Genomic DNA, 22,101 nt, shown 5'->3' with positions numbered 1-22,101 from the left:
ATCGTTTTTGTTAGTAGCAAAGCTCTACTCTAAAAAATCAGAACCTGTTAAAACTTGCTCTGCTGCTTAAGCTTAGACAATTTCTTAGCATACTTATTCTGATAAAAAGGGTGATCGGTAATATCCAGTGCTAAGGCTTGATACTTTATCGCTAACTCCATTTCCCCCATTTTTTGGTAAGCACCTGCAACCGCATCATAGGCTGTATAGGCTTTGGCGTCGTCTGTAATCGCCACTTTATACACTTCAACCGCCTTACTAGGCTCGGTTTCAAGATAGGAGTTACCTAGCTTTATCAGTGAGCCAGTTGCAGGCACTTTAAAACCGTATTTCTGCTCAGATAAAAACTGGTAATGAGCTAAAACTGCTGCCGGTCCTTGCTTTGAAATCTCTGAATCTGCTGCTAACACTTGATGGTAATCATCAAATAAGGCTTCAATACCGTAAGCTGCAGCCAGCACCGGCTGAGTCATATAGTAACTGCCGTCAAAACGCTTGATGCGATAATCCAAAGTCTCATTGGCATTAGCTTTAACAATCGCTTCCATCTGAGCAAACGATGCGAGTTGACGCTGCTCAAAGCCGCTGTCGCTAGTACTCATAAACAAGAATCGCGGCTTACCTTGCATAGTAGCAAGCTTTTTCGGTGCATCCTTAATGACATAAGCAAAATCTTTACTGAGCACTGGGCTTGCCACAAAATAGGCATTAAACAGACTGGGACGATTGATCAAGGTATACAGGCCAAGCCCTGCATTACCGGTAAAGCCGTTTAAAATCCGAAAGCCATTAGTGCGGTATTGTTTGTCGATAGCGGGCAACAGGTCACGCTCAAAGTAATCCAATAGTTTTTGATTACCTTGCTCCTCAATAGCTAAGGTTTTTAATTCCCCTAACCCTTGATGGCCGTCAGGCGCGGTGACGATAATCGTCTCTAACCAAGGCCAATCACCGTTATGACTCATCCAGTCATGCATACCAGCAAGTAAAGCGTGGCTTCGAGGGTGAAAATCGAATAGCACTACATATTGTTTATCAGGCTTTTTGCCATAGCTAGGTGGCAAGGTCACCACAAAGTCAGCCTTTTCAATTAAGCTCGAATTGACTGTTAATAACTGCGTATTATCGGCATGCTGTTGTTGCGCGGCAAATACCTCTGCACTTATCAGTTGCAGTAGCATACTGGCTAAAATGGCTATTCTTTTCACTTTTCATTCCTTGAATTGCTAAACCAATTACACAAGCTAACAGTTGAATCTTGACTCGACAACTCTGTATCAAGTGCCAATAGTGACTTTACTGTGTATAAAAAGCTGACTTTTAAGTTATAACTCAGTAACTTTTGCCAGTATTGGTTGCAAAGCTTTATAAAGTCACTAAAAACTGAAAATTTAGTACAAACTGAGGCGCGATTACACTAGCCAAAGCGGGTAATTCAGCTTAGGATCTGAGCAATAACAGATCTCGACTAATTAGAATAACCAATCAAGTGGAATCAGTACGATTGGTACAATGTACATTGCGGAGTGAGCAAATATTATGGGTATCAGAGCCATCGTTGTAGATACAGCCGGTACGACTACCGATCTTAACTTTATTGAAGATGTACTTTTTCCTTACTCAGCAAAGGAATTAGCAAGCTTTCTTGAAGCCAATCAACACAATGTACTAGTAGATAACTGTATTTGTGATGTGCAAGATATAGCACTTGAGCCTGATGCCGATCTTGCTCGCGTGACTGAAATCTTACTACAGTGGATTGCTGAAGATCGTAAAGCCACACCACTAAAAACCTTACAAGGTTTGATCTGGAAACAAGGCTACGCTCAAGGTGAGTTTAAGGGTCATATCTTCCCTGATTTTATCGAAGCATTAGACGGTTATAAGCAACAAGGCTTACGCGTTTACAGCTTCTCATCGGGTTCTGTCGATGCGCAAAAACTACTATTTAGCCACAGCGACGCTGGCGATTTAACTGACAAATTTAACGGTCACTTTGATACTCGCACTGGTAATAAGCGCTTCAAACAAGCTTACTGCAATATCGTGAATACGATTAGCTTAAGCCCGAAGCAAATCTTGTTTGTGTCTGATGTATTAGAAGAACTGAAAGCGGCTAGCGAAGCAGGTTTAAACGTAGTGCAGATGGTACGTGATGACAGCCAGCGCACCGGTGACTTCAGAACCATTAGCAGCTTTAGTGAGCTAACTATCGATTAAGTTGATTACAATATCAGTTGATTACAATATCAGGTGATTGTAATGAATAAGGGCCTTTAAGGCCCTTTTTTGTTGCCTTGCATTAAGCTGGAAAAGCGGGAGAAATGCACTTTTTCACTTCAAAACGAAAACCATTTTTTTCGGTAGCATCGCGAAAGATCTCCACGATTTCATAGTCATTCAATTCAACGACCCTTGAGCTAATATCCTTTTGGCAGCGGGACTTACTGTCAGCTTCAAACTCAAATGCAAATAAGGCGATCATTTTCCTTACAGAGGATTGATATTTATGGCGAGTTTGCAAATACTCATCTTGAAAATCTGACTCCGCATTATCAGCATCAGCAGTAACCGTAATCAAAGGTTGCTCAATGCCGACTGAAACATCTGAAGTTAAGTTTTTCTTTAACACTTGTCCCTCAAGCTCAGGCAGGATATACAGAACTAAATGCACCAATAGGCCAGTTGCTAACATTAACCTCAGTACCCAAGTGGTTTTTCTAAAATGGGGATTTTCGGTTAACTTTGGTAACGCCACTCCCAAAGGTTTTAGCATAATAAATAGCAAAAAATAAAATGGGACTAGCATTTGCGCAGCTAAAATCAGCAACGCTGTAATAAACACAAACCATACTGGGATATACAGCAAAATCGCCAAATTATGGGTGTAAGCAAAGTGTGCGGCCGACACGCCAATAACATCATTAACAACACCACCTGCCCAGCTCAATGCAAAATTAGCCACTACAGCATAAAACAGTAACAACACAGCCTTACCCAGTAAGCTATGCCAAATACGCTCAAATAGCGGTAGTAGCTCTATTGCTAGCGCCAACACTGTTATTGCGGCTACCCAAGAAAAAGAGTCTGAGAAAATAGCGATTAGAAATGCAAATAAATAGAGGTATTGAGCAAAGGTCAATATTGACAACTTTTGAGCAAAACTCTCCATCGTTTGCTGATAAAAGCACTTAAACGAAGTCGCTATCGTTATCAGTGCCGCTGGCATTTTTATTATTTTTGTTGCCGCCATAGAAGTTGCGAGTCCATGCAATTGAAACTGCGTTTTACAATAAATGCTTTTTAACAATTTACCAACACTATCAAGGCGAGCTTTAACTTAAGAGTCCGCTTATTGAGTCAAATCATTGCTGGTTAATCTATCCCAGTTATCGCTTTGACGGTCATACTCTTGCTCGCACATTGCCGCCCTATCTTCTCTCTGCGCTGAATCCGCCAATAACCCAGCATACTTCTGAGGATCACTGCCGTAAATCAAACATAATGTTGCATGGTAGCGTTGTGCATCTAGGCTATGCTCAGCACTAAAATCATCTTCAACTAACTCGTCGATCTCTTCATCTTCAAGGGCAAACAGATCGGCTGCACTCAATGCAATTTCAGCGCCCTCTTCAAAAGCGTTTATCAATAGTAAGGTCGCTAAGGTATCGACTGCATCTTCTTCACGACCAAGCACTATCACCTCGTTGGCATAAATATAAGCGTGGCCATACTCATGCCCCAATGTATGCAGTAACGCATCTTTAGTGGCTTGCTTTGGAGTGACCCCAGTTTGTTGATATTGATCCTTGGTAAAGCGGTTCAGTACCTCGCTAACAAAATGGTAAGGCACTTGGATCTGCATCAGTTCAGGATCAAACAGCGGCCCGTCTTGCGCACCATAAACCGCAGTGAGCTTTGCTTGCATCGGCAACGCTAGATAAAGCTGCTGAATTTGCGGCTCAATCGTTTTAATCAGGCGATACGCTTGTACCTCTTGTCGAGTCTGGGGCTCAATAAACTGATTGGTTACAGCCGCTTGTGCGCTATAAGCCAAGCTCAAACCACATATAAATCCTAAAATCCTTAATACCTTGCTCATGACTTTCCTTATTTAACCTAGCTTGTTGCTGGGTAGACATGCTGTTATGCTGGCTAAAAGTTAAACACCCGTTTAAATAACTGCAAACCTACTAGAGATTATTATGGACAACTTTCTCAAGCAATTCCCGATTAACACCCAAATTGTGGTGGCATGGGGTGAAATGGATGCCCTGCAACACGTTAATAATGTGGTTTATTTTCGCTATTTTGAAACCGCACGTATCGATTTTTTCAATCAAATAAACTTACTTGATGAACTACAAAAAACCGCCGTTGGTCCAGTGATAAGCGAAAACCAAGCCCGCTATAAACGACCAGTAACTTTTCCGGATACCTTAACCGTTGGGGTGAATATCAGTGACATTAAAGATGACCGGTTTATGATGCATTACAGTGTTTATAGCCAAAGCCAGCAAGCAGTTACAACTGTGGGTAGTTCGCAGGTGGTGATGTTTAACTTTAAAACAGGCCAAAAAGCAGCCCTTACGCCTGAGCTTATTGATGCCCTAAAAACTTATGAGCAAGCTTAGGAGTCCAACATGTCAGAAGTGATTCACCTAGCAGATGAAAGCCGCTTTGTTATTAACCTCGATGGGGCTCAAGCAGTACTAGCCTACGAGCTTTATGATGATAGCTGCAACTTTAATAATACCTATGTACCGCCAGAGTTACGTGGCAAAGGCTTAGCGGAGAAGTTAGTGCGCCATGGTTTACAATGGGCTAAAGCCGCCGATTATAAAATTGAAGCAAGCTGCTGGTACGTTGAAAAGTTTTTAACTAAAGCCTAGCAGCTCGCGTTGATGTTTTAAATTAGTTACTCGCCAGTAAGCAAGGCTAGCTGAGCTTTGATTTCAGCGCTTAAAGGTTGGCTTTTTTCATTGGCGTAATCGTAATGCACCATAGTGGTTTGCGCTTCTGCAGTTTTTTTACCGTTTTGCCAGCAGCTTTGAGTCAGCTCAAAGCTGCTATTACCGATACGGCTGACCCAAGTTTTCACTTCAACATCGCTGGCAAAATAAGTCGGCGCATTAAAACCAATGGTAAAACCCGCCACAATTAAGTTCCATTTAGACAAGTCTTGCGCCGGATTAAATATCTTAAAGATTGGCTCCCGAGCGGCCTCAAACCACACAGGGATAACTGTATTATTGATGTGTCCTAGGGCGTCTGTTTCACAAAATCTTGGTTGTAGGGTTAGGTGAAATGCGGTTTCAGACATGGGGGATATCCTTATTGTTATTATTTTCAATTTGTCTTGGCTCATTCTACCGATAAATGACATACAGAGAAGCCCTTAACCCTCAATCTATCATTCACTGATGGCAGCTAATACCAATCAGTATAAACATTTAGTCACTCAGCGAGAGTTTAGCGGTTTTGAGGCAAGGTCATTAAGTGCTCCAGCTTTAATGACATTCGCTGCATCCATGCAGCTCGCAACGAGTGAAGAGCATAGTTGAACTAGGTTCAAGCTCCCTCTTTGTTTATTAAGAGTCACAGCATCAGAATCGCTAAAACTCGCCATTCTGGAACGTTTTTGGCTGCCTACTTCTGCGTTGAATAGCTTTATAAGGGAATAACCATTATTGCAGCTATTCGTCTTGAATTAGTTTGCCAAAAATCGTTCTGAGTTAATCAAATTCTTATACTGATTGGTAAAACTATTCCACTGATATAAATACCAACAGATTTCAGAAAATAAAGAACGGCATAAAAAAGGGATGCTAAGCATCCCTTTCTATCAACATCTTCAAGCCAATATTAACGGCTATACATTTTGTCGATTTCACGTGCGTACTTGTTGTAAATCACTTTACGACGAAGCTTCATAGTTGGCGTGATTAAGCCCGCTTCCATTGAAAACGCATCGGGTAACAAGGTGAACTTCTTAATCTTTTCAAAGCCAGCAAGCTCACTTTGTAGTGTTTTAAGGCGCTGCTCAAAATGTTCAACTACGTGAGAGTGGCGCAGCAATTCAATTTGCGACTCATAGCTTAAGCCTTTCTCTTTTGCCCACGCTTCTAATGATTCAAATGCCGGTACAATCAGTGCCGTTACATAGTTACGCGCATCAGCAACAATAGCCACTTGCTCGATGAATGGACAGCAGCCAACTTTACCTTCAACACGTTGCGGTGCAATGTACTTACCGTTTGAGGTTTTCATCAACTCTTTAATACGGTCGGTAATAAATAAGTTACCGTTTTCGTCCATACGACCAGCATCACCGGTCTTTAACCAGCCATCTTCAAATGCTTCAGCCGTTTCTTGTGGGCGATTGTAGTAACCACGCATGACGGTATCGCCACGCACTAGAATCTCGTTGTCTTTACCTAGCTTAATTTCCACTTCCGGAATAGCTTGGCCATTTGAGCCAGGCACTCGGTTAGCCAAAGTGTTACAAGTCGCAGTTGCTGTTGTTTCGGTCATACCGTAACCACATAAAACTGGCACATCAATGCTTTGGAAGAAAGCACTAACGTTTGGATCCAATGCAGCACCGCCACAAGGCATAAACTTAAGACGACCACCTAATACTTGCTTTAACTTACTGAATACAAGTTTGTTTGCGAGCTTCCACTGTAAGCTCAAGCCGATTGAAGCTTTATGACGACCTTGGCCAACTTCAGATTGCTTATGACCAACAGACATCGCCCAAGTAAACATCTTCTGGCGCATCTCTGGCGCTTTAATCACTTTATCCTGTACTGCGCTGTACACTTTTTCTAAAAAGCGTGGCACCACACAAAGCGTATGTGGACGCACTTGAACGATCGCTTCTTTCACTGCCATTGGGTTAGAAAGATAAACGTTATGGCCACCACGTGATAATACGTAGAAGCTCCAACCACGCTCAAATACATGACTTAATGGTAAGAATGCTAACGACACATCACCCGGTGTAAATGGCAAGAAGTTATCGTGCTGGCGCACCATAGAGGCGATATTACGATAATCCAGCATGACGCCCTTTGGATCGCCCGTGGTGCCCGAAGTATAAATAAGGGTTAGCAAGTCATCTAAATCAAACGCTGCTAGGCGCTTTTCAAGTTCAGCGTCTGCCGCTAAATCAGTTTCTTGCGCAAGCAAGTCATCGAGATAGAAATGATTTTGTGAGTCTTGTAGTTCTACAGATTTATTGAACACCACAATTTTAGTCAAGCTGTCACACTGGCTCACTAAGTCGCACGCCATCGCATAATGCTCAGCGTCACCAACAAATATCAGTTTTGCAGCCGCATCGTTAACAATGTAAGAGGCTTGCTCAATGGTGCTAGTTGGGTAAATAGGCACAACCACAGCTTTAGCTTTTAATAGGCCTAAGTCAGCACAAGTCCACTGTGGGCAGTTTTGCGACAGGATCACTGCACGATCTTGTGATTCAATACCGAACTGAATCAACACGCGTGCAATTTTAGACGTAATAACGTCAAATTGAGACCAGCTCACTTGGTGCCATGGCGCTAGCGTTTCAAATCCTTCGAGCGCAATCGCATCGCCAAGTGCTTGGCTTTGTTGTTGTATTAATCGTACTACGTGGTATTGCTCGAGCGACATAAAATAGCTACCTTTTAGCTTACAAGTGTTCCGCTTTGGCGCAAGTTTACTCGAAGAATCTATAAACACTAAGAGTTTTTGCTCTATTTCTGTTAACTAATACACAAAAAAAGGCCGTCCTGAGAGGTTGACGGCCCATATTTAACAACTAATCTTTTAAGCTAAGTATCTTAATTAAAAAACAAATAATTTATTAACAGCTGTACATTTTGACTGTGATTATTCACGCAACAATTTAGATTAATTTTTAATCATTTTGCAAAATTGCACGCTAATATCCACAATTAAACTTATCGACTCAGTAGATCTTCACGCCATAAACACTGTTTTGCGCGCCACAATAAAGCAATCGATAAGAGTAAAAATAATAGATCCCAAGCAACAAGACCCCATACTTGCGTTTGTTCTGCCGATGACATGCCAACAGAGCTCCAGCCGGATAACAAGCCAATCAAAAAGATAAGTCCTGAGATCTGTATTGAGTTACGACACATAGAGCCTAAACCTAAAGTCGCTGCACAAGCAAACAAGGTAGTTAATACCATGTGCAACCAAACAGACAAGTTAATGCTCTGATCCAACAGGCTAACGATACTCGCGGTAATTATCATGCTAATCACCAAAATAACCAGCAAACGATATTGCGCCTGCATAAACGCGTTAATCATGCCCTGCTTACCATCAAATCCCGGCAGTACATATAGGCTCTCAACCGCACGCCATCGCTGAATGCGACTCCAGTGCAACATACCACATAAAATACAGTTAAATTGCACGAGAAAAACCAGCACAGGGATCTCAACCGCATAATAATGACCAATACCAGCCAGCAGCAATGTTGTTAATGGCATAAGCAATAACAACATACTAAACACAGGACCAATAAAGTAATTAGCAGGGTGCAGACTACGTTCTATTCGGTTTAGCAAAGCCATTGAACGTGGCGATGGTAACCAAATCCAGCCCATCTCTAAGCCATTTAGGTACACTGAACGAGCCTTGTTATTCCAAGTTAATCCCATCATTTTTTGACTAACTAGCAGCATTAGCGCCAAATTTAACAGCACTAATACAATAGTTGCCCCCTGAGGCAAGGTTTGCTCTATATAAGGCAGCATTGGCAGTGAGATATACAAGAAAAACGAAAAATGAAACGCATTTTTTCTCGCTAAGCTGAAATATAAAAAGCTCAGGCCTAGTAGTAAACTTATTAACGACTCAGTAATTTTATCGAATGCGTCATAGGCAATAAAAAAGCCGCCCACCACACTCAGCATCAACAATAACAAAGCGGCAGCTTGCAGCATCACATTAAGCCGATATTGCGGCACTATGTTTGCCCATTCAGTCGCCGCTAACCGATTCATTTGCCAACCAATAGCAATACAGATAGAGCCGATAGACATATTCATCAGCAAAACTAAGGTATCGACTTTTTTCTGCGCATCAGCGGGCAATATTAAAGGTAACCCTAGCACCATGACTAAGCCAAGTAAGGCAACACCCAGAAAACTTACGCAACCAAGATCAAATAACCACAGACGTATACAGCCTTTTAACCAAGCGCCTGAGCGGATATGGGCCCAGCTCATGAATGTAACTCCATAAATAGCTGTTCTAGGTTAAGTGATTCAGCCCTAATTAAACCGGTGAAATCTTGCTTAAAATTATCCACCAGCACTTTATTGCCTTGGCTATTAAGAACCTGTAACTCCTCTGGTAACTGCGCCTCCTCAGCCAGAGTCAGCAACTTTACTTGTTCTCGCAGCGCATCTATTTCTTTAAATAGCACTAACTTGCCTTGTTTCAGCAAGGCCAAGTGACTGGCTACGCGTTCGAGATCGGAAGTGATATGAGAGGAAAACAGCACACAAGAACCTGACTCGAGGGCTAAATCAAATAGATCCGCCATAAATTTGCGACGCGCAATAGGGTCTAAGCTGGCGACAGGTTCATCTAAAATAAGCAATTTTGGCCGATATGACATCGCCATGATTAATGCGAGTGATTGGCGCTGACCAACAGATAAGCGTTGTACTTGTTGTTTGGGATCTAAGTCGAAACGTTGCAGCCACTCAGTTTCTAACGCCCTATCCCAATCAGGATAAAAGCTGCGATGCAGGTCGAGAGCTTTAACAACAGTAAAACCCTCGTAGCCAAAAGGCTGCTGAGGTACATAGCCTATTTGAGTTTTAAGCTCAGAGCTTAGCTCTTTTACGGAGCTACCGAGCACGCTTACCTCACCAACATTAGGCTCGATAATGCCTAATGCACAGCGCATCAAGGTTGATTTACCGGCACCATTTTGCCCCAATAAACCCACAACCATACCTGGGTAAAGCTGCAAACTTAGATCATCGAGTGCTGTTTGCTGTTCAAACTGCTTGCTGACCTGACTAAATGCCAAAGTCGCTGTTTGATTCATCTCCATCGAAACTTGTCCTTTCGTCTTACTTATCCTAGCGAGATCCGGCTTATTTTTGCCAGCGTTCTCCTAAAAGCTGTTTTAATCCATCGAGATCAATACCCAACTGCTGCGCTTGTTTAATTAGCGCATCGACAGGTGCGAGTAATAACTGACTACTGTTATCGGATTCATTTTGCGCTCTTTGTGCCACACGGGTTGGCTGGCCTCGGCGGCGCTCTAGCCAACCTTGCTCGACTAATTGCTGGATAGCACGCGACACCGTCATTGGGTTTACCGTTAAGTGTTCAGCCATTTGCCGTACTGACGGTAAAACCTGTTCACTTTGTAGTTGGCCACCCACAATCAAACGTACGATTTGCTCGCTTAATTGTCGATAAATGGGTTCACCGCTGCTGGGGTTGACATTTAGTAGTTCTAACATTAGCCTTTAGTCACTGTATTAATACATTGATACACCGATACAGTACAAAGTTAACATAGATACGCTAAATTGCAAAAAGGAATCAGTATCATGCTTCATGGAATGTACTCTCAATTACGCGCACAGATTTCACCTGTGCTTTGGCGCCATAAGTCCGCCAGCGCCGCCATATTAATGGCTGTGGGCATGATCCCCCTTGCAGTTCACGCCGAAGAAACCAATGCGGCCAGCACGCAACAAGCTTGTTATGTCGATGGCCTGTCAGAGCAGATGCAGTGCGGCGCTATTTCAGTGCCTGAGAACTATGCCAAGCCAGATGGTAAGCAGATCCAAATTCATTACGTGGTAATGCCTGCCACTAAGCCAAGTAACAAACAAGCGGCCCTACTCGCCATTGCTGGCGGCCCAGGTCAATCAGCGATTGAAAATGCCCAAGGCTTTGATCGCATGCTCACTAAAGTGCGCCAAACTGAAGATGTTATTCTTATCGACCAACGCGGCACCGGCCAATCAAATCCGCTGCAATGTGTCGGTGACGCATTTGACAGTGCGCTAGCAATTGATGAAAGCCTTTTTGATACCCGAGTAGAAACCCAAAAGTGTTTAGATGAGCTCGATGCCGATGTCACTCAATACGGCAGCCTAAATGCGCTAAAAGATTTTGAAGCGGTACGCGCCCATTTAGGCTACCAAAAACTGCATTTATACGGTGTGTCTTACGGTACGCGTATGGCGCAGCTTTATATGCGTCACTATCCTGAAAGCCTGGCAACCGTCACTCTTGATGGTGTCGTGCCTATGCAGCAAAGCGTATTAGCCATAGGTAACGCTATCGCTCGTGCATTCGATTTATTGATTGAAGATTGTAGTAATAACGAGTTATGCCATAAGCAGTTTCCAGACTTAAAAGCGGATCTGGATAAAGTTGATGCAGAATTAACCCAAGCGCCGCAAATTAGCCTAGTTCCCGACCCATTAACCGGTGAAGCCACTAAGCTGACAATGACCCGCAGTAAGTTCAAAGGTGCACTGCGCATGGCCTTGTATTCGCCAGCCACGCGTTCGCTTATTCCCCATGCCATCCATCAAGCAGCTAATGGCAACTTTCAACCTATCACCGGCCTGTATGCCATGAGTATGGATAATGCAGGGATCGCAATGGGTATGCATGCATCAGTGGTATGTGGTGAAGACTGGCAACGTCTAACCCCGGAACTGCGTGAGCAAACCAATCAAAGTTACTTTGGTCATGAGATGCTAAAAACTTTTGCCGAGTCTTGTGCCGTGTGGAATATGCCAGCAGTAGATGCCAATTTTAGCGATGCAATTGCCAGCGATATTCCAACCTTGTTGTTATCGGGTGAACTCGATCCCGCAACGCCACCAAGTTGGGGCGAGCTAGCCATGGAAAAGCTGACCAATGCCAAACACTTTGTAGCGCCTTATGCGACTCATGGTGTGGCTTATCAATCATGTGGTAACGACTTGATCGCCGATCTCGTCGAAACAGGCTCGGTAGTTGAGTTAGATGCAGCGTGTTTAAGTGAAGATATTCGTCGTAATTTTTATCTTAACGCCAGCACAGTAGAGGCGATCCCCAGTGATGATGCTTCAACGCCAGACGAACAAACAGCCCTGAATCAGTAAGGAAACCCAAATGATACAAGTATCGAATTTATCAAAACGCATCGGAGATGTGCAGGCGCTGAATGATTTAAGCTTTTCAGCACAAGACGGCCAAATTACCGGGCTACTCGGCCCTAATGGCGCGGGGAAAACCACCTGTTTGCGCACCATATTTGGGTTATTAAAACCAGACCAAGGTGTTGCTGAAATTGACGGAATCGATATCGCCAAATCTCCCGTTGCAGCTAAACAACAACTGGGGTTGTTCCCAGATCCATTTGGTCTGTATGAGCGTTTGACCCCGCGGGAATACATTAGCTATTTTGCCGAACTCTATGGTTTATCTCGCAAAGAGGCTAAGCTTGCCACCAGCAGCGTGATAGATAAATTGCATCTCGCTGATATTGCCGACCGCCAATGCAAAGGCTTTTCCCAAGGCCAGCGAATGAAAACCGCTTTAGCGCAAGCCATAGTGCACCAGCCAACCAATATCATTTTAGATGAGCCGACTCGCGGCTTAGATGTAATGAGCACTCGAGTGCTACGCGATATTTTGCGCGACCTCAAAAACCAAGGTCACTGCGTACTGTTTTCCAGCCATGTGATGCAAGAAGTGGCTGCGCTTTGTGATCAAGTGATTGTAATGGCTGAAGGCAAAGTGGTCGCAGTTGGCAGCCCTGATGCGCTATGCCAACAAACCGGAAAGGACTCGCTTGAAGATGCCTTTATTCAATTAATTGGTACCGACGAAGGCATTGCGGCCTAATTAGGCTGATAAAAGGATTTCAACATGAGTAATAAAATAATTTCAATGATCCGCAAAGAGCTTATCGACGCAGCTCGAGATAAACGCTCGGTAATGGCGGGATTATATTACGCGGTAGGTACACCACTATTAATGTGCGGCATGTTCTTTTTGTTGATCGGTCAGCTAACAAGCCCAGAAGATCTCAATATCAAGATTGATAATGCTAAGGGCGCACCGGATCTAGTTAAGTTTCTTTCTAGCCGCGGCATTACCCACGGCGACAGCGATGCTAAAGACACCAAGGCAATCCAACTAATTATTAGTGATGACTACGCTGCGAATATGGCAAAAGGACTCAGCGCTGAAGTCACCCTAATCGCCGATGCCTCTAATGAAAAACTGCAAAACTCTATTCGTCGTTTAGAAAGAAGTTTGCAAGCCTATAGCGGAGAAATGGGCAGTTTGCGCCTCATTGCCCGTGGTATTGACCCCCGCGTTATGCAGCCAATTAAAGTCAATGTGGAAGATGAAGCCACTCCGGACTCAAAAGCGGGCATGATTTTAGGTCTTGCCACCATGACCATGATTTATGCGGTATTTATCTCTGGGATGAACCTAGCAATCGATACCAGCGCCGGTGAACGAGAACGTAATTCATTGGCACTATTGCTAAGCCACCCGGTATCAACTTGGGAAATTGTGATTGCTAAAATCACTGCGGTAACTATTTTTGCCATGGTCGGCTTAATACTCACCTTGCTTATCTCTAAAGTCGCCTACAGCTTTGTGCCTTGGCAAGAACTCGGTTTTGCCGTGAGCGTTAACAGCAGCTTTATTGTAATGATGCTGCTTGTGGGTTTACCGGTAGCCATTATGGCAGCTTGCTTACAGCTGTTTGTATCCTTTATGGCTAAGAGCTTTAAAGAAGCGCAGTCATACATCACTATCGTGTTGATGGTACCTATGATGCTAGCCATGGCAGCCAGCTATAACATTGCCCCTGAAGCTATCCAATGGTTGCCGATCTCAGGGCAAATGCAGGCATTGATTGAATTTATTAAAGGCCGTGAACTACCACTGACTCAAATCGCAGTGTCATCAGCGTTCACATTAGCTATTGCCATTGGCCTTGCTATTGGCATGCAAAAATCACTGAAGAGCGAGAAGATTGTGTTTGGTTTGTAACTCACCAAATCGACTGAGCTTAGCGGCAGAGTCTGTGCCGCTAAGCTAACACTAGGTTATCTAACAAAGGAGCAAATTATGGATATCCCTATGATTGTACTGATTGTGGCTATTGTTGCGATTGCCACGGGAGGTGAAGCGTTTAAGCACTATTTAAAGTCACGTAAAATCACCAGCTCAGAGATCACCAACAACGAGTTAGAGCTGCTGCGTAAGCAAAACAAACGTTTAGAACAACGCGTACAAGTGCTTGAGAAAATCGTTACCGATAATAGCTATGAGCTAAAGTCGCAAATTAACGCGTTATAAATCTACACAGCCCCAATACTCATAGTGCTAACCTGATGTTAGCAGCAGTCATGAGTATTGAATTTTTGCCGATAGGCACGCGGCGTTAAACTGGTTATTTGCATAAACAATTTTCTAAACGAACTCACATCTTCATAGCCAACTAGTGCAACTATTTGTTCAACCGCCAACTCTGTAGTTTCAAGTAACCTCTTCGCCTCATCAATCCTAAGCCTTTGTATATAGCTAGCCGGTGTTTCGTTGATGGCTTTTTTAAAGCGGCGGATAAGCGTGCGTTTTCCCACAGCAAATTTATCGGCTATATCATCTAACTGCATATGACTTTGTAAGTGCAACTGCATCCAGTCTTGAATGCGTTTAACTAATTCATCTTTGTGCTTAGGGTCGGCAGCTAATGTGACAAATGCTTGTTGTGAGGTGCGATTAGGATCGATTAACAACACCTTGGCCATTTGCGTTGCTATTTGCTCGCCAGCCAGCTTATGCACTAACTGTAAAGCCAAACTCAAATTAGCGCTGGTCGCCCCCGCGGTATAAAACTCACCGTCATTCATCACAAGGTGTTCACTACAGAGTTTTACCTGAGGAAAACTGCGCTTAAACAGCTCTGCCAACCACCAAACGCAAGTGGCCTTTTTGTCATCCAGCAATCCTGATGCCGCCAGCATTAAAGTGCCAGAGCAATAAGCGGCTACCGGTTTCCCCGTGGTTGCAAACTTGCGTAGCGTATCTAAATGAGGCTTAAAGTCCTGCATATACGCATTAAACTCTTGTCGATTTGTAATGGTAGCCGATGCAACCACCACAGCATCTGCATGGCTAAGATAATGCTCAGCCTCATCATGGGGGATCACAGGCAGCACAACATGGTAGTCGCTGTTTATTGGCTTACCATTAGGCGAGATAATTGCACACTCGAATAGCACTTCGTCGGCGTTAGGATGAGTCACTTTCCAGTAAGTATTACAAAAGCTAAACACGTCCATAAAGCTTAAGATCCCACCTGCAACTGCATTATCGGCTGCCAGAACCACTATTCGCTTCATCACTTCTCCCTTTACAGTCACGCATTGCAAATACCGACTGTCATTTATCACCTTTATTTTGTCAATAATGACACTTAAAGCTCAGTTGTCCAGTTTTTATACTAATCAACATTGGAAGGATTATTGATTCGGCGCATCACTTATGTCGCAGGAATAAAGGAGTACAACAATGAGAAACAACACTCATTCAAAGGTCAGTAATAAGAAAACCGTAACCAATCGACTATTAAGCTTAGGTTACTTAGCGCTTAGCTGGAGCCTACTTGTGTGGCTAAATTTCAATATTGAACCCAATCTATTTGGTCACTTTATCGTGCTCCCTAGTCTGGGGTTATTAAGCGGCTACAGTGCGTATTTAATCGCAATTAAAAACAACAAAGCCGCGAGCATTCGCTAGCGGCTTGAGTAATCGTCGATTAACAAGCTATCGCCAGATGTTAACCAGCTGACTTGGTGTACTTAACTGAGCACTAGATTTTAAACTCCTGTACCAGTACCGATAAACGTTGGGCCATAACAGCTAAGTTCTCACCCTCTTTAGAGCTAATATTGGTGCCTTCTGCAGTTTGCTCAGCAGCATTACTAATGTTGACGATATTAGTATTAATCTCCTCAGAAACCGTGCTTTGTTCTTCTGCCGCAGTTGCAATTTGGGTATTCATGTCGGTAATCGTTGCTATTGCTTTGGCAATACTTTGCAGTACTTCGCCTGCACTGCGGGCATGACTTACACTGTCATCAACATATTGGCGACTATCAGTCATCGCATCGGCTGCTGATTTAGCACCGCCTTGCAACTTCTCAATCATGCGCTGAATTTCTTCAGTGGATTCTTGAGTGCGACTCGCTAACGTTCTGACTTCATCGGCAACCACGGCAAACCCTCGACCTTGTTCACCCGCGCGCGCAGCTTCGATTGCCGCATTTAATGCTAATAAGTTAGTTTGTTCTGCAATGCCTTTGATTACATCTAAAATAGAGCCGATTTGATTGCTGTCATCTTCAAGCTCTTTAACCACTTGCGCTGCACGCTCAATACCAACGGCTAAGCCCTCAATCGCTTGCACTGTATTATTCACTACTTGTAAACCAGCTTGAGACTGAGTGTCAGTTTGCACTGCTGCGTCTGCGGCGTCGTTAGCATTTTTAGCCACTTCCACAACTGTTGCTGTCATCTCATTCATTGCGGTGGCAACCATTTCCAACTCATCTCGCTGGGTCTGAACAGATATAGCCGCATCAGCGGTAGTTACAGCCATACCGCGAGAAGAATCAGCCAATGAGCTAGACGTTTCAGCCACGCTTAATAGACTCGTTTGAAACTTATCTAACATCAGGTTAAATGAACGTGAAAGCTGGCCCAATTCATCTTTACTCGTAATATCAATTCTACGGGTAAGGTCTGAATCGGCCTGAATAGTGACGATAGACTGCTTCATGCTTTCGATTGAACTTAAAATGGCACGCGACACAAAGAATAGAATCAAACCACCAAGAGAAAACGCGAAGAAGGTAATCGCAAATAGCTGCATACGCATAGAAGCTAGTGCATCAAGCGCTTCTGCTTGGATATGAGTACGCAATACCTGTTCGGCATCGGTTAAATCGCGGAAAGTGCGTCTTGCTTCATTAGCAAATGGGCTAGCGCCTTTGCTGTATTCAACCCAAGCGACTTGCAATACTTCAGGAGTACGATCAACCGACTTTAGCGCTAACATGCGTTGACGGCCATCTTCCAAGAATGCCTCGGTTGCTTGCTGAGATAGGTCGGCTCGCTGACGAATATTCTGACGTTCTGCCTGATTATTAATTGCGTTAATGGCTAAGTCTAAGCCTTCAAAATGGCTATAAATATCTTGAATACGGGTTTCGAGTAAGCCGTAGTTTTTAGCGAAATCATCACCGAGCATGATGCTGCGTGATAGTCGTGATACGTAATTCATATCGCGGTTAATTGAGAGCAAATATTTCTGGCTGTTTACCGCCGCCTGATCATATTCATCGAAACGTTGTTCTACATCTTGAGTGCTGTACACAACATCAACCAAAATCGCACATGCCGCCATACCAAATACTAGCATTACCGCCATTAGCTTTCGTTTAATACTTAATGAAGCTAGCCAATCCATTTTACTACTCCGAATACTTTACCAATGCACAAGCACAAATTTGCCCCAGAATAGAACATAAGTTGTTAAATTATTGAGATATTCATACCTGAGCGATATAAAAGTTTGTGAAAAAATATAAAAGGCTAATAAAGCGTTATTTGGCGATAGTTCACACTAAGAAAAAAGCTCAAATTGGTGAAAGGATTTATATCTCTTTAGTCATAAAAGCCCAAAGAATAACCAAAATAACCGAATCCACTTTGGATTACCCAAGGGCAAAGCCAAAATGACTCAAAAGTCCAAGAATGTTAAACACCTAATAACTATAAAAATGCTTATGATTAAATTGCGAATTCTGACAAAGACTAGATAGGCATAGTGCCAAGTTAGATACCCAATTCGCGCTGAATTAGCAGTAAAATCTAGCGGGATTTCAGGCACAAAAAAACGTGCCGAAACACGTTTTTTATGGCTGCCTAGAGAGTGCATCCAAACACTCTCTATCGAGCTCAAGCTAAGTAAATAGCTTACTTAGCTTTAGGTCTAAACGGCTTAATAACTGATTCGTCGCACTCTAAGAATGGGCCATCCATTAGATCGATACAGTATGGAATAGCAGGGAACACTGCGTCTAAACATTCACGAATAGACTTTGGCTTGCCAGGCAAGTTTACGATGAGTGAGTCACCACGTAGGCCAGCTGTTTGACGTGACAAAATAGCCGTTGGTACAAACTTTAATGATTCAGCGCGCATTAGCTCACCAAAACCTGGCATCATGCGATCACACACAGCTTCAGTCGCTTCAGGTGTTACATCACGCTTAGCTGGGCCTGTGCCGCCAGTTGTGACGATAAGGCTACAATTTTGCTCGTCAGCCATCTTAATTAAGGTTGCTGAAATCACGTCCTGCTCATCAGGGATCACCTCATAGATAGGCTCCCACTCAGATGTCAGGTATTCGTTCAGCACATCGATAATTGCCTTACCAGAAATATCTTCGTAAACACCAGCGCTGGCTCTATCACTTACCGTTACAATACCGATTCTAGCTTTGCTCATTTCTCTTCCTTCAATCTGATCTTAGATAAACTGCTTAATTGAGAGTTTATCGTCAACGTTAGCGTCTCTATAGTCTGGCTTTAAAGTAGCATAAAGTTAACTATTTGGATTTGATTATTGTGGTGTTCTCAGTAAAAACCAATCACAGGCTATTTTATGATTATTTGCTAACCAACCAAGCCTGCCTGTGCAAAAAACACACTGAACTGGCGACATTTGCTGCAAACGCGATATAGCTCGCATTTTTTTTGAAGTTCCGGCCGTTAGCAACACTTGTTTTCGACAAATTCTGCCGTACTCTTGCGTCTTCTCGAATTCAGCTTAATTCGCACCATGTCAGGGGACAATAATTGAACAGCACATCAGGCTTATGGCAAGCAAGCTTAGCCGTAATCGCAATGCTTTTTTCAACGACGAGTATTGCCACTTCAAGTCAGCAAAACTTACCAACCAAAAGCAGTGAACAGCCTTTTTTCAGCAGCCAACAGCAAGCCGAAGAACGCAGTAAAGCTTACGATGATGCAATTGAAGAACTCGACGCTCAACAAGATAACTGCGCCACAGAGCAGGTTTGTGATGAGCTTGACGCTGCAATCACTGATCTTGAGTACGGCAAGCACAATCATATCGCTAAAAATGGCCTGGCCATGTTCGATATTTTAGGCGGCCCAGCCTTTACCCCTGAAAACGGTATGATGATGGCACTTGGCGGCCTGTACTCCTTTAAAACCGAGCGCGAACAAACAGAGTTACAACGCTCGAGCGTGTCACTATTCGGTATTGTAAATAAAGGCGACGGCGATGTGGGTTATAGCATTCGCTCAAAACAGAACCTGTTTTTTGCTAACGATGATATTCGCTACAACGGCCTATTTGTATTAGCGGATCAGAGCGAAAACTTTTGGGGAGTCGGTTACAACGCAGGTAAGCAACAGCCTGCATCTGATGACACTTTGTTGAACAAAACGTCACTGAGTTACCACGCCAATTTAGACTTTAAGAGTGACTACGGTTTCTACTTTGGTCCTGCGCTGCGCTTAAACTACTTTAAGCCAGATCAAACTAGCCTGCCGCAAAGTGCGATTGATGATGAAAACTTCCAGCAATACAAAGATAAACCTTTGTCTATTGGTTTAGGCTTTTCGGTTAGCTACGACAGTCGTGATGTGGCGGTTAACGCATGGCAAGGCCAATTCCTTAACCTAGAGTACATCAACTACAACCCAAGTTTTGGCAGCGATAATCGCTATCAAAAAGCACTTATCGACCATAGATATTACTTACCATTGGCATTAGGCAAGGTTTTAGCATTTTACAATGCTTACCAGTGGAGTGACGGTGATGTACCTTACTATGATCTACCGACTCTAGGCGGCCAAACATCGCTGCGCGGCCTTTATCAAGGGCGTTACCGCGACGGTGAAGCAATTGAACACACGCTTGAATATCGCCATACCTTTTTACGCCATAACGGCGAATTATCGGCTCATGGCATGACCTTGTGGACAGGTGTTGGCTCTATTGCCGGCACAGATACTCAGCTTTACGAAAAACTTTTATATAGCTACGGCGTTGGTTACCGCTACGAGTTGCAGCCAAGAATGAACGTGCGCGTTGATCTTGGTTTAAGTGACGGCGACAGCGGGTTTTACCTGACCTTTACCGAAGCCTTTTAATTAATACCTTGAGAAAACCTAAATGAACAAACACTTTGTAATTGCAATGCTATTGGCGACTATTAGCCTAAACGCGTGGGCAGATGACAGTAGCGACACCAGTGATATTGAGCGCAAGCAACCAGCTCATTGGAGTCACCTGCCGATTTGGGGCGACAAAGCGCGCGAGTTAGGTTATGAGCTGCCTATTCCTGTCGGTTTTAATATTTATTACAACAAGCAGTCAGTCGCTTACGATGCGAAAGACAACTTCAACCTAGGATTAACGGGTAGCGGTTGGCTAAATAATATTAATGCCAATGTGGTGATCCCGGCTGATGACGTGATCATTACCGGTGAAGATGAAAGCATTCAACTAAGAGCCGATGCTTGGGTATTACCCTTCCTTAATATCTATGGACTTGCAGGCTACACCAAGGGCCATAAAGATATTTTGGCAGACCTAAGTAATGCCGAAGGTTTAGGCCCTAATGGTATCGATATGGTGCTACCGATTCCTATCGAGTACACCGCCTACAACTTAGGTTTAGGTGCTGTACTTGCTGGCCAAGCAGAAGTTATTCCGGGGATGCATCCGTTTATTTTTACGGGTGTGGCGGCGTTTACTAACTCATGGACCACCACCACTGACAGCACGATACAGACCTATATTGGCTCTATCCGTATGGGACAAAGATACGATGTTGGCGGCGATAAGTTGGCTTTCTTGTTAGGTTATAACTACCAGATGATCAACCAGAAAATCGGTGGTAGTTACGACTTCAATATTCCACTCTTTAACAAGCCTGGCGGCCTTGCTATCGATTATGACGTGCACTTGGTCAGCGCAGAAAGCCACAATATGTCGGTGAGTATGGTGTATGACTTTGGCCCTAAAAATGAGTGGAATATCTTTGTTGAGTACGGTTTCTTAAATTGGGACCAAGTATTGTTATCTGTCGGTCGCCGCTTCTAATCGACTTGTAACCTCAAGGTGCTCATTGGCACCTTGAGAGCCTTCTTTAAGGTCTTCTCGACAACCAATATTTTTGTTTCCAATAGCTATTATTCAAGCTTGAGATCATCACCCCTTGGCTAGTCGAGGCATGTAAAAACTGCGAATCACCAAGATAAATCCCCACATGGCGCGTACTCCAGCCAGTTTTAAAGAATACTAGATCCCCTGCTCGCAACTGACTTTTGCTCACGCTGCTACCGATATTTTTCTGTTGCTCTGTGGTTCTTGGTAACTGCCTGCCAAACTGATTTTGAAAGGTAAGCAGCACAAAACCAGAACAGTCGATACCCGACTTACTGTTGCCACCTAAACGATAAGGTACGCCCTGCCACTCTCGATGCATTTGTAATAACTGACTTTTTGTTTGGGCAGAGTTAGATAAAGAGTGCTTACCCGAACCACGACTCGGTTCTGTTGGCACACTTGAGCAGGCGGTTAATAACGCACTCAAAAACACAATAATTAAAAACTTCATCTGCATTCCAATATTAAAATCACTAACTAGCTTCGCCATAAAACTTTAAAAGTAGCTTAATTAACAAAAATAAATACTCAAAGTGGCTATCAAATCCATGTATTTAAACTATACCTAAATATACGCGCTAGTTAATGACAGGATCCGCCCATGGAGAAATTTTTATTTGGTCATCATCACCATAATCAATTTGCTGTTTCTAAACTTGAAGATGAAGAATCTACAGTGGTAGAGGAACATGCCAGCACTGAGGAGCAAGAGGAAGAAAATTGCAGTTATATTCTTGGCTACAATTGATAAAAACGCCGCTGCTAATCTGTTTTTTATTAGCGCGGCGATACACCGAAACATTCACC

The 22,101-nt window shown here is 43.5% G+C and carries 23 protein-coding genes; 11 read left to right on the top strand and 12 right to left on the bottom strand.

The genetic code is table 11. From position 1 onward, the window contains the following. Positions 1–47: 47 nt before the first annotated feature. Entirely contained in the window at positions 48–1,208 is a 1,161-nt protein-coding gene (locus tag MSG37_RS09080) for an alpha/beta hydrolase-fold protein (RefSeq protein ID WP_248470310.1), read from the bottom strand. Between the two features lie 331 nt (positions 1,209–1,539). Here MSG37_RS09080 and mtnC point away from each other — a divergent pair, with 331 nt between their 5' ends. After that, a complete protein-coding gene (gene mtnC / locus MSG37_RS09075) occupies positions 1,540–2,220 on the top strand; it encodes an acireductone synthase (RefSeq protein WP_248470309.1) in 681 nt (226 codons plus the stop codon). A gap of 82 nt (positions 2,221–2,302) precedes the next feature. On the opposite strand, the gene MSG37_RS09070 is transcribed toward mtnC, so the two are convergent. After that, the gene (locus tag MSG37_RS09070) at positions 2,303–3,253 is read right to left on the bottom strand and encodes a hypothetical protein (protein ID WP_248470308.1); all 951 of its coding nucleotides are present in this window, start codon (positions 3,251–3,253) and stop codon (positions 2,303–2,305) included. A 99-nt stretch (positions 3,254–3,352) separates the two neighbouring features. Continuing rightward, complete coding sequence (locus tag MSG37_RS09065; protein ID WP_248470306.1) at positions 3,353–4,102, bottom strand: DUF4344 domain-containing metallopeptidase; 750 nt, start codon at positions 4,100–4,102, stop codon at positions 3,353–3,355. Positions 4,103–4,205: 103 nt separating this feature from the next. Here MSG37_RS09065 and MSG37_RS09060 point away from each other — a divergent pair, with 103 nt between their 5' ends. Together MSG37_RS09060 and MSG37_RS09055 are read left to right on the top strand one after the other, a co-directional pair. Next, positions 4,206–4,634, top strand: coding sequence for a thioesterase family protein (locus tag MSG37_RS09060; RefSeq protein WP_248470304.1), 429 nt, complete (start codon positions 4,206–4,208; stop codon positions 4,632–4,634). A gap of 9 nt (positions 4,635–4,643) precedes the next feature. Then, the gene (locus MSG37_RS09055; RefSeq protein WP_248470302.1) at positions 4,644–4,892 is read left to right on the top strand and encodes a GNAT family N-acetyltransferase; all 249 of its coding nucleotides are present in this window, start codon (positions 4,644–4,646) and stop codon (positions 4,890–4,892) included. 26 nt (positions 4,893–4,918) lie between these two features. Here the strand turns inward: MSG37_RS09055 and MSG37_RS09050 are convergent, their stop codons facing one another. From MSG37_RS09050 to MSG37_RS09030, 5 genes are all read right to left on the bottom strand, one after another. After that, positions 4,919–5,323: a thioesterase family protein gene (locus MSG37_RS09050; RefSeq protein ID WP_248470301.1), complete on the bottom strand. Its 405-nt coding sequence runs from the start codon at positions 5,321–5,323 to the stop codon at positions 4,919–4,921. 542 nt (positions 5,324–5,865) lie between these two features. Beyond that, positions 5,866–7,662, bottom strand: coding sequence for a long-chain fatty acid--CoA ligase (locus MSG37_RS09045; RefSeq protein WP_248470300.1), 1,797 nt, complete (start codon positions 7,660–7,662; stop codon positions 5,866–5,868). Between the two features lie 290 nt (positions 7,663–7,952). Next, positions 7,953–9,254, bottom strand: coding sequence for a hypothetical protein (locus tag MSG37_RS09040; RefSeq protein ID WP_248470299.1), 1,302 nt, complete (start codon positions 9,252–9,254; stop codon positions 7,953–7,955). Next, positions 9,251–10,093 carry an ABC transporter ATP-binding protein gene (locus tag MSG37_RS09035; protein WP_248470297.1) on the bottom strand — a complete coding sequence of 281 codons (843 nt, stop codon included), beginning with the start codon at positions 10,091–10,093 and terminating at the stop codon, positions 9,251–9,253. The genes MSG37_RS09040 and MSG37_RS09035 overlap by 4 nt, the downstream gene beginning before the upstream one ends. A 43-nt stretch (positions 10,094–10,136) precedes the next feature. Then, entirely contained in the window at positions 10,137–10,511 is a 375-nt protein-coding gene (locus tag MSG37_RS09030; RefSeq protein WP_248470296.1) for a GntR family transcriptional regulator, read from the bottom strand. Positions 10,512–10,601: 90 nt separating this feature from the next. Between MSG37_RS09030 and MSG37_RS09025 the strand changes: the two genes are divergently transcribed. The 4 genes from MSG37_RS09025 (at position 10,602) to MSG37_RS09010 (ending at position 14,379) form a co-directional block, all read left to right on the top strand. Then, positions 10,602–12,158 (top strand): alpha/beta fold hydrolase, encoded by a 1,557-nt coding sequence (locus MSG37_RS09025; RefSeq protein ID WP_248470295.1) that lies wholly within the window; start codon positions 10,602–10,604, stop codon positions 12,156–12,158. Between the two features lie 10 nt (positions 12,159–12,168). Then, the gene (locus MSG37_RS09020) at positions 12,169–12,903 is read left to right on the top strand and encodes an ATP-binding cassette domain-containing protein (RefSeq protein WP_248470294.1); all 735 of its coding nucleotides are present in this window, start codon (positions 12,169–12,171) and stop codon (positions 12,901–12,903) included. A gap of 24 nt (positions 12,904–12,927) precedes the next feature. After that, positions 12,928–14,070: an ABC transporter permease gene (locus MSG37_RS09015; RefSeq protein WP_248470293.1), complete on the top strand. Its 1,143-nt coding sequence runs from the start codon at positions 12,928–12,930 to the stop codon at positions 14,068–14,070. 78 nt (positions 14,071–14,148) lie between these two features. Further along, positions 14,149–14,379 (top strand): hypothetical protein, encoded by a 231-nt coding sequence (locus MSG37_RS09010; protein ID WP_248470292.1) that lies wholly within the window; start codon positions 14,149–14,151, stop codon positions 14,377–14,379. 38 nt (positions 14,380–14,417) lie between these two features. Here the strand turns inward: MSG37_RS09010 and MSG37_RS09005 are convergent, their stop codons facing one another. After that, positions 14,418–15,425, bottom strand: a complete 1,008-nt coding sequence (locus MSG37_RS09005; protein WP_248470290.1) for a helix-turn-helix domain-containing protein — start codon at positions 15,423–15,425, stop codon at positions 14,418–14,420. A gap of 169 nt (positions 15,426–15,594) precedes the next feature. On the opposite strand from MSG37_RS09005, the gene MSG37_RS09000 reads away from it, so the two are divergent. Beyond that, positions 15,595–15,822 (top strand): hypothetical protein, encoded by a 228-nt coding sequence (locus tag MSG37_RS09000; protein ID WP_248470289.1) that lies wholly within the window; start codon positions 15,595–15,597, stop codon positions 15,820–15,822. A 73-nt stretch (positions 15,823–15,895) separates the two neighbouring features. On the opposite strand, the gene MSG37_RS08995 is transcribed toward MSG37_RS09000, so the two are convergent. Both MSG37_RS08995 and mog read right to left on the bottom strand, forming a co-directional pair. Continuing rightward, entirely contained in the window at positions 15,896–17,554 is a 1,659-nt protein-coding gene (locus MSG37_RS08995) for a methyl-accepting chemotaxis protein (protein ID WP_248470288.1), read from the bottom strand. Between the two features lie 509 nt (positions 17,555–18,063). Beyond that, positions 18,064–18,597 carry a molybdopterin adenylyltransferase gene (gene mog / locus MSG37_RS08990; protein WP_220781571.1) on the bottom strand — a complete coding sequence of 178 codons (534 nt, stop codon included), beginning with the start codon at positions 18,595–18,597 and terminating at the stop codon, positions 18,064–18,066. Between the two features lie 350 nt (positions 18,598–18,947). On the opposite strand from mog, the gene MSG37_RS08985 reads away from it, so the two are divergent. Both MSG37_RS08985 and MSG37_RS08980 read left to right on the top strand, forming a co-directional pair. Next, positions 18,948–20,273, top strand: coding sequence for a BamA/TamA family outer membrane protein (locus MSG37_RS08985; RefSeq protein ID WP_248470286.1), 1,326 nt, complete (start codon positions 18,948–18,950; stop codon positions 20,271–20,273). Positions 20,274–20,295: 22 nt separating this feature from the next. Then, positions 20,296–21,228 (top strand): hypothetical protein, encoded by a 933-nt coding sequence (locus tag MSG37_RS08980; RefSeq protein WP_248470285.1) that lies wholly within the window; start codon positions 20,296–20,298, stop codon positions 21,226–21,228. Between the two features lie 46 nt (positions 21,229–21,274). Here MSG37_RS08980 and MSG37_RS08975 read toward each other — a convergent pair whose 3' ends face one another. Next, entirely contained in the window at positions 21,275–21,745 is a 471-nt protein-coding gene (locus tag MSG37_RS08975) for an NlpC/P60 family protein (protein WP_248470284.1), read from the bottom strand. Between the two features lie 150 nt (positions 21,746–21,895). Between MSG37_RS08975 and MSG37_RS08970 the strand changes: the two genes are divergently transcribed. Next, on the top strand, positions 21,896–22,042 hold the full coding sequence (locus tag MSG37_RS08970; protein WP_248470283.1) for a hypothetical protein: 147 nt from the start codon (positions 21,896–21,898) through the stop codon (positions 22,040–22,042). Positions 22,043–22,101 lie beyond the last annotated feature (59 nt).

The organism is Shewanella sp. 1CM18E, from assembly GCF_023161665.1.
Lineage (GTDB): Bacteria > Pseudomonadota > Gammaproteobacteria > Enterobacterales > Shewanellaceae > Shewanella.
The sequence above is the reverse complement of the archived record's forward strand: the minus strand, read 5'-3'. Positions and strand labels throughout refer to the sequence as shown.

Bases quoted from the DNA above. Each gene is read 5' to 3' on its own strand.
- mog (WP_220781571.1), bottom strand. From the start codon at position 18,597: ATGAGCAAAGCTAGAATCGGTATTGTAACGGTAAGTGATAGAGCCAGC.
- MSG37_RS09015 (WP_248470293.1), top strand. From the start codon at position 12,928: ATGAGTAATAAAATAATTTCAATGATCCGCAAAGAGCTTATCGACGCA.
- MSG37_RS09005 (WP_248470290.1), bottom strand. From the start codon at position 15,425: ATGAAGCGAATAGTGGTTCTGGCAGCCGATAATGCAGTTGCAGGTGGG.
- MSG37_RS09055 (WP_248470302.1), top strand. From the start codon at position 4,644: ATGTCAGAAGTGATTCACCTAGCAGATGAAAGCCGCTTTGTTATTAAC.
- MSG37_RS08975 (WP_248470284.1), bottom strand. From the start codon at position 21,745: ATGAAGTTTTTAATTATTGTGTTTTTGAGTGCGTTATTAACCGCCTGC.
- MSG37_RS09025 (WP_248470295.1), top strand. From the start codon at position 10,602: ATGCTTCATGGAATGTACTCTCAATTACGCGCACAGATTTCACCTGTG.
- MSG37_RS09045 (WP_248470300.1), bottom strand. From the start codon at position 7,662: ATGTCGCTCGAGCAATACCACGTAGTACGATTAATACAACAACAAAGC.
- MSG37_RS09070 (WP_248470308.1), bottom strand. From the start codon at position 3,253: ATGGCGGCAACAAAAATAATAAAAATGCCAGCGGCACTGATAACGATA.
- MSG37_RS09000 (WP_248470289.1), top strand. From the start codon at position 15,595: ATGAGAAACAACACTCATTCAAAGGTCAGTAATAAGAAAACCGTAACC.
- MSG37_RS08980 (WP_248470285.1), top strand. From the start codon at position 20,296: ATGAACAAACACTTTGTAATTGCAATGCTATTGGCGACTATTAGCCTA.
- MSG37_RS09050 (WP_248470301.1), bottom strand. From the start codon at position 5,323: ATGTCTGAAACCGCATTTCACCTAACCCTACAACCAAGATTTTGTGAA.
- MSG37_RS09060 (WP_248470304.1), top strand. From the start codon at position 4,206: ATGGACAACTTTCTCAAGCAATTCCCGATTAACACCCAAATTGTGGTG.
- MSG37_RS09065 (WP_248470306.1), bottom strand. From the start codon at position 4,102: ATGAGCAAGGTATTAAGGATTTTAGGATTTATATGTGGTTTGAGCTTG.
- MSG37_RS09030 (WP_248470296.1), bottom strand. From the start codon at position 10,511: ATGTTAGAACTACTAAATGTCAACCCCAGCAGCGGTGAACCCATTTAT.
- MSG37_RS08995 (WP_248470288.1), bottom strand. From the start codon at position 17,554: ATGGATTGGCTAGCTTCATTAAGTATTAAACGAAAGCTAATGGCGGTA.
- MSG37_RS09035 (WP_248470297.1), bottom strand. From the start codon at position 10,093: ATGGAGATGAATCAAACAGCGACTTTGGCATTTAGTCAGGTCAGCAAG.
- MSG37_RS09020 (WP_248470294.1), top strand. From the start codon at position 12,169: ATGATACAAGTATCGAATTTATCAAAACGCATCGGAGATGTGCAGGCG.
- MSG37_RS09040 (WP_248470299.1), bottom strand. From the start codon at position 9,254: ATGAGCTGGGCCCATATCCGCTCAGGCGCTTGGTTAAAAGGCTGTATA.
- MSG37_RS09010 (WP_248470292.1), top strand. From the start codon at position 14,149: ATGGATATCCCTATGATTGTACTGATTGTGGCTATTGTTGCGATTGCC.
- mtnC (WP_248470309.1), top strand. From the start codon at position 1,540: ATGGGTATCAGAGCCATCGTTGTAGATACAGCCGGTACGACTACCGAT.
- MSG37_RS08970 (WP_248470283.1), top strand. From the start codon at position 21,896: ATGGAGAAATTTTTATTTGGTCATCATCACCATAATCAATTTGCTGTT.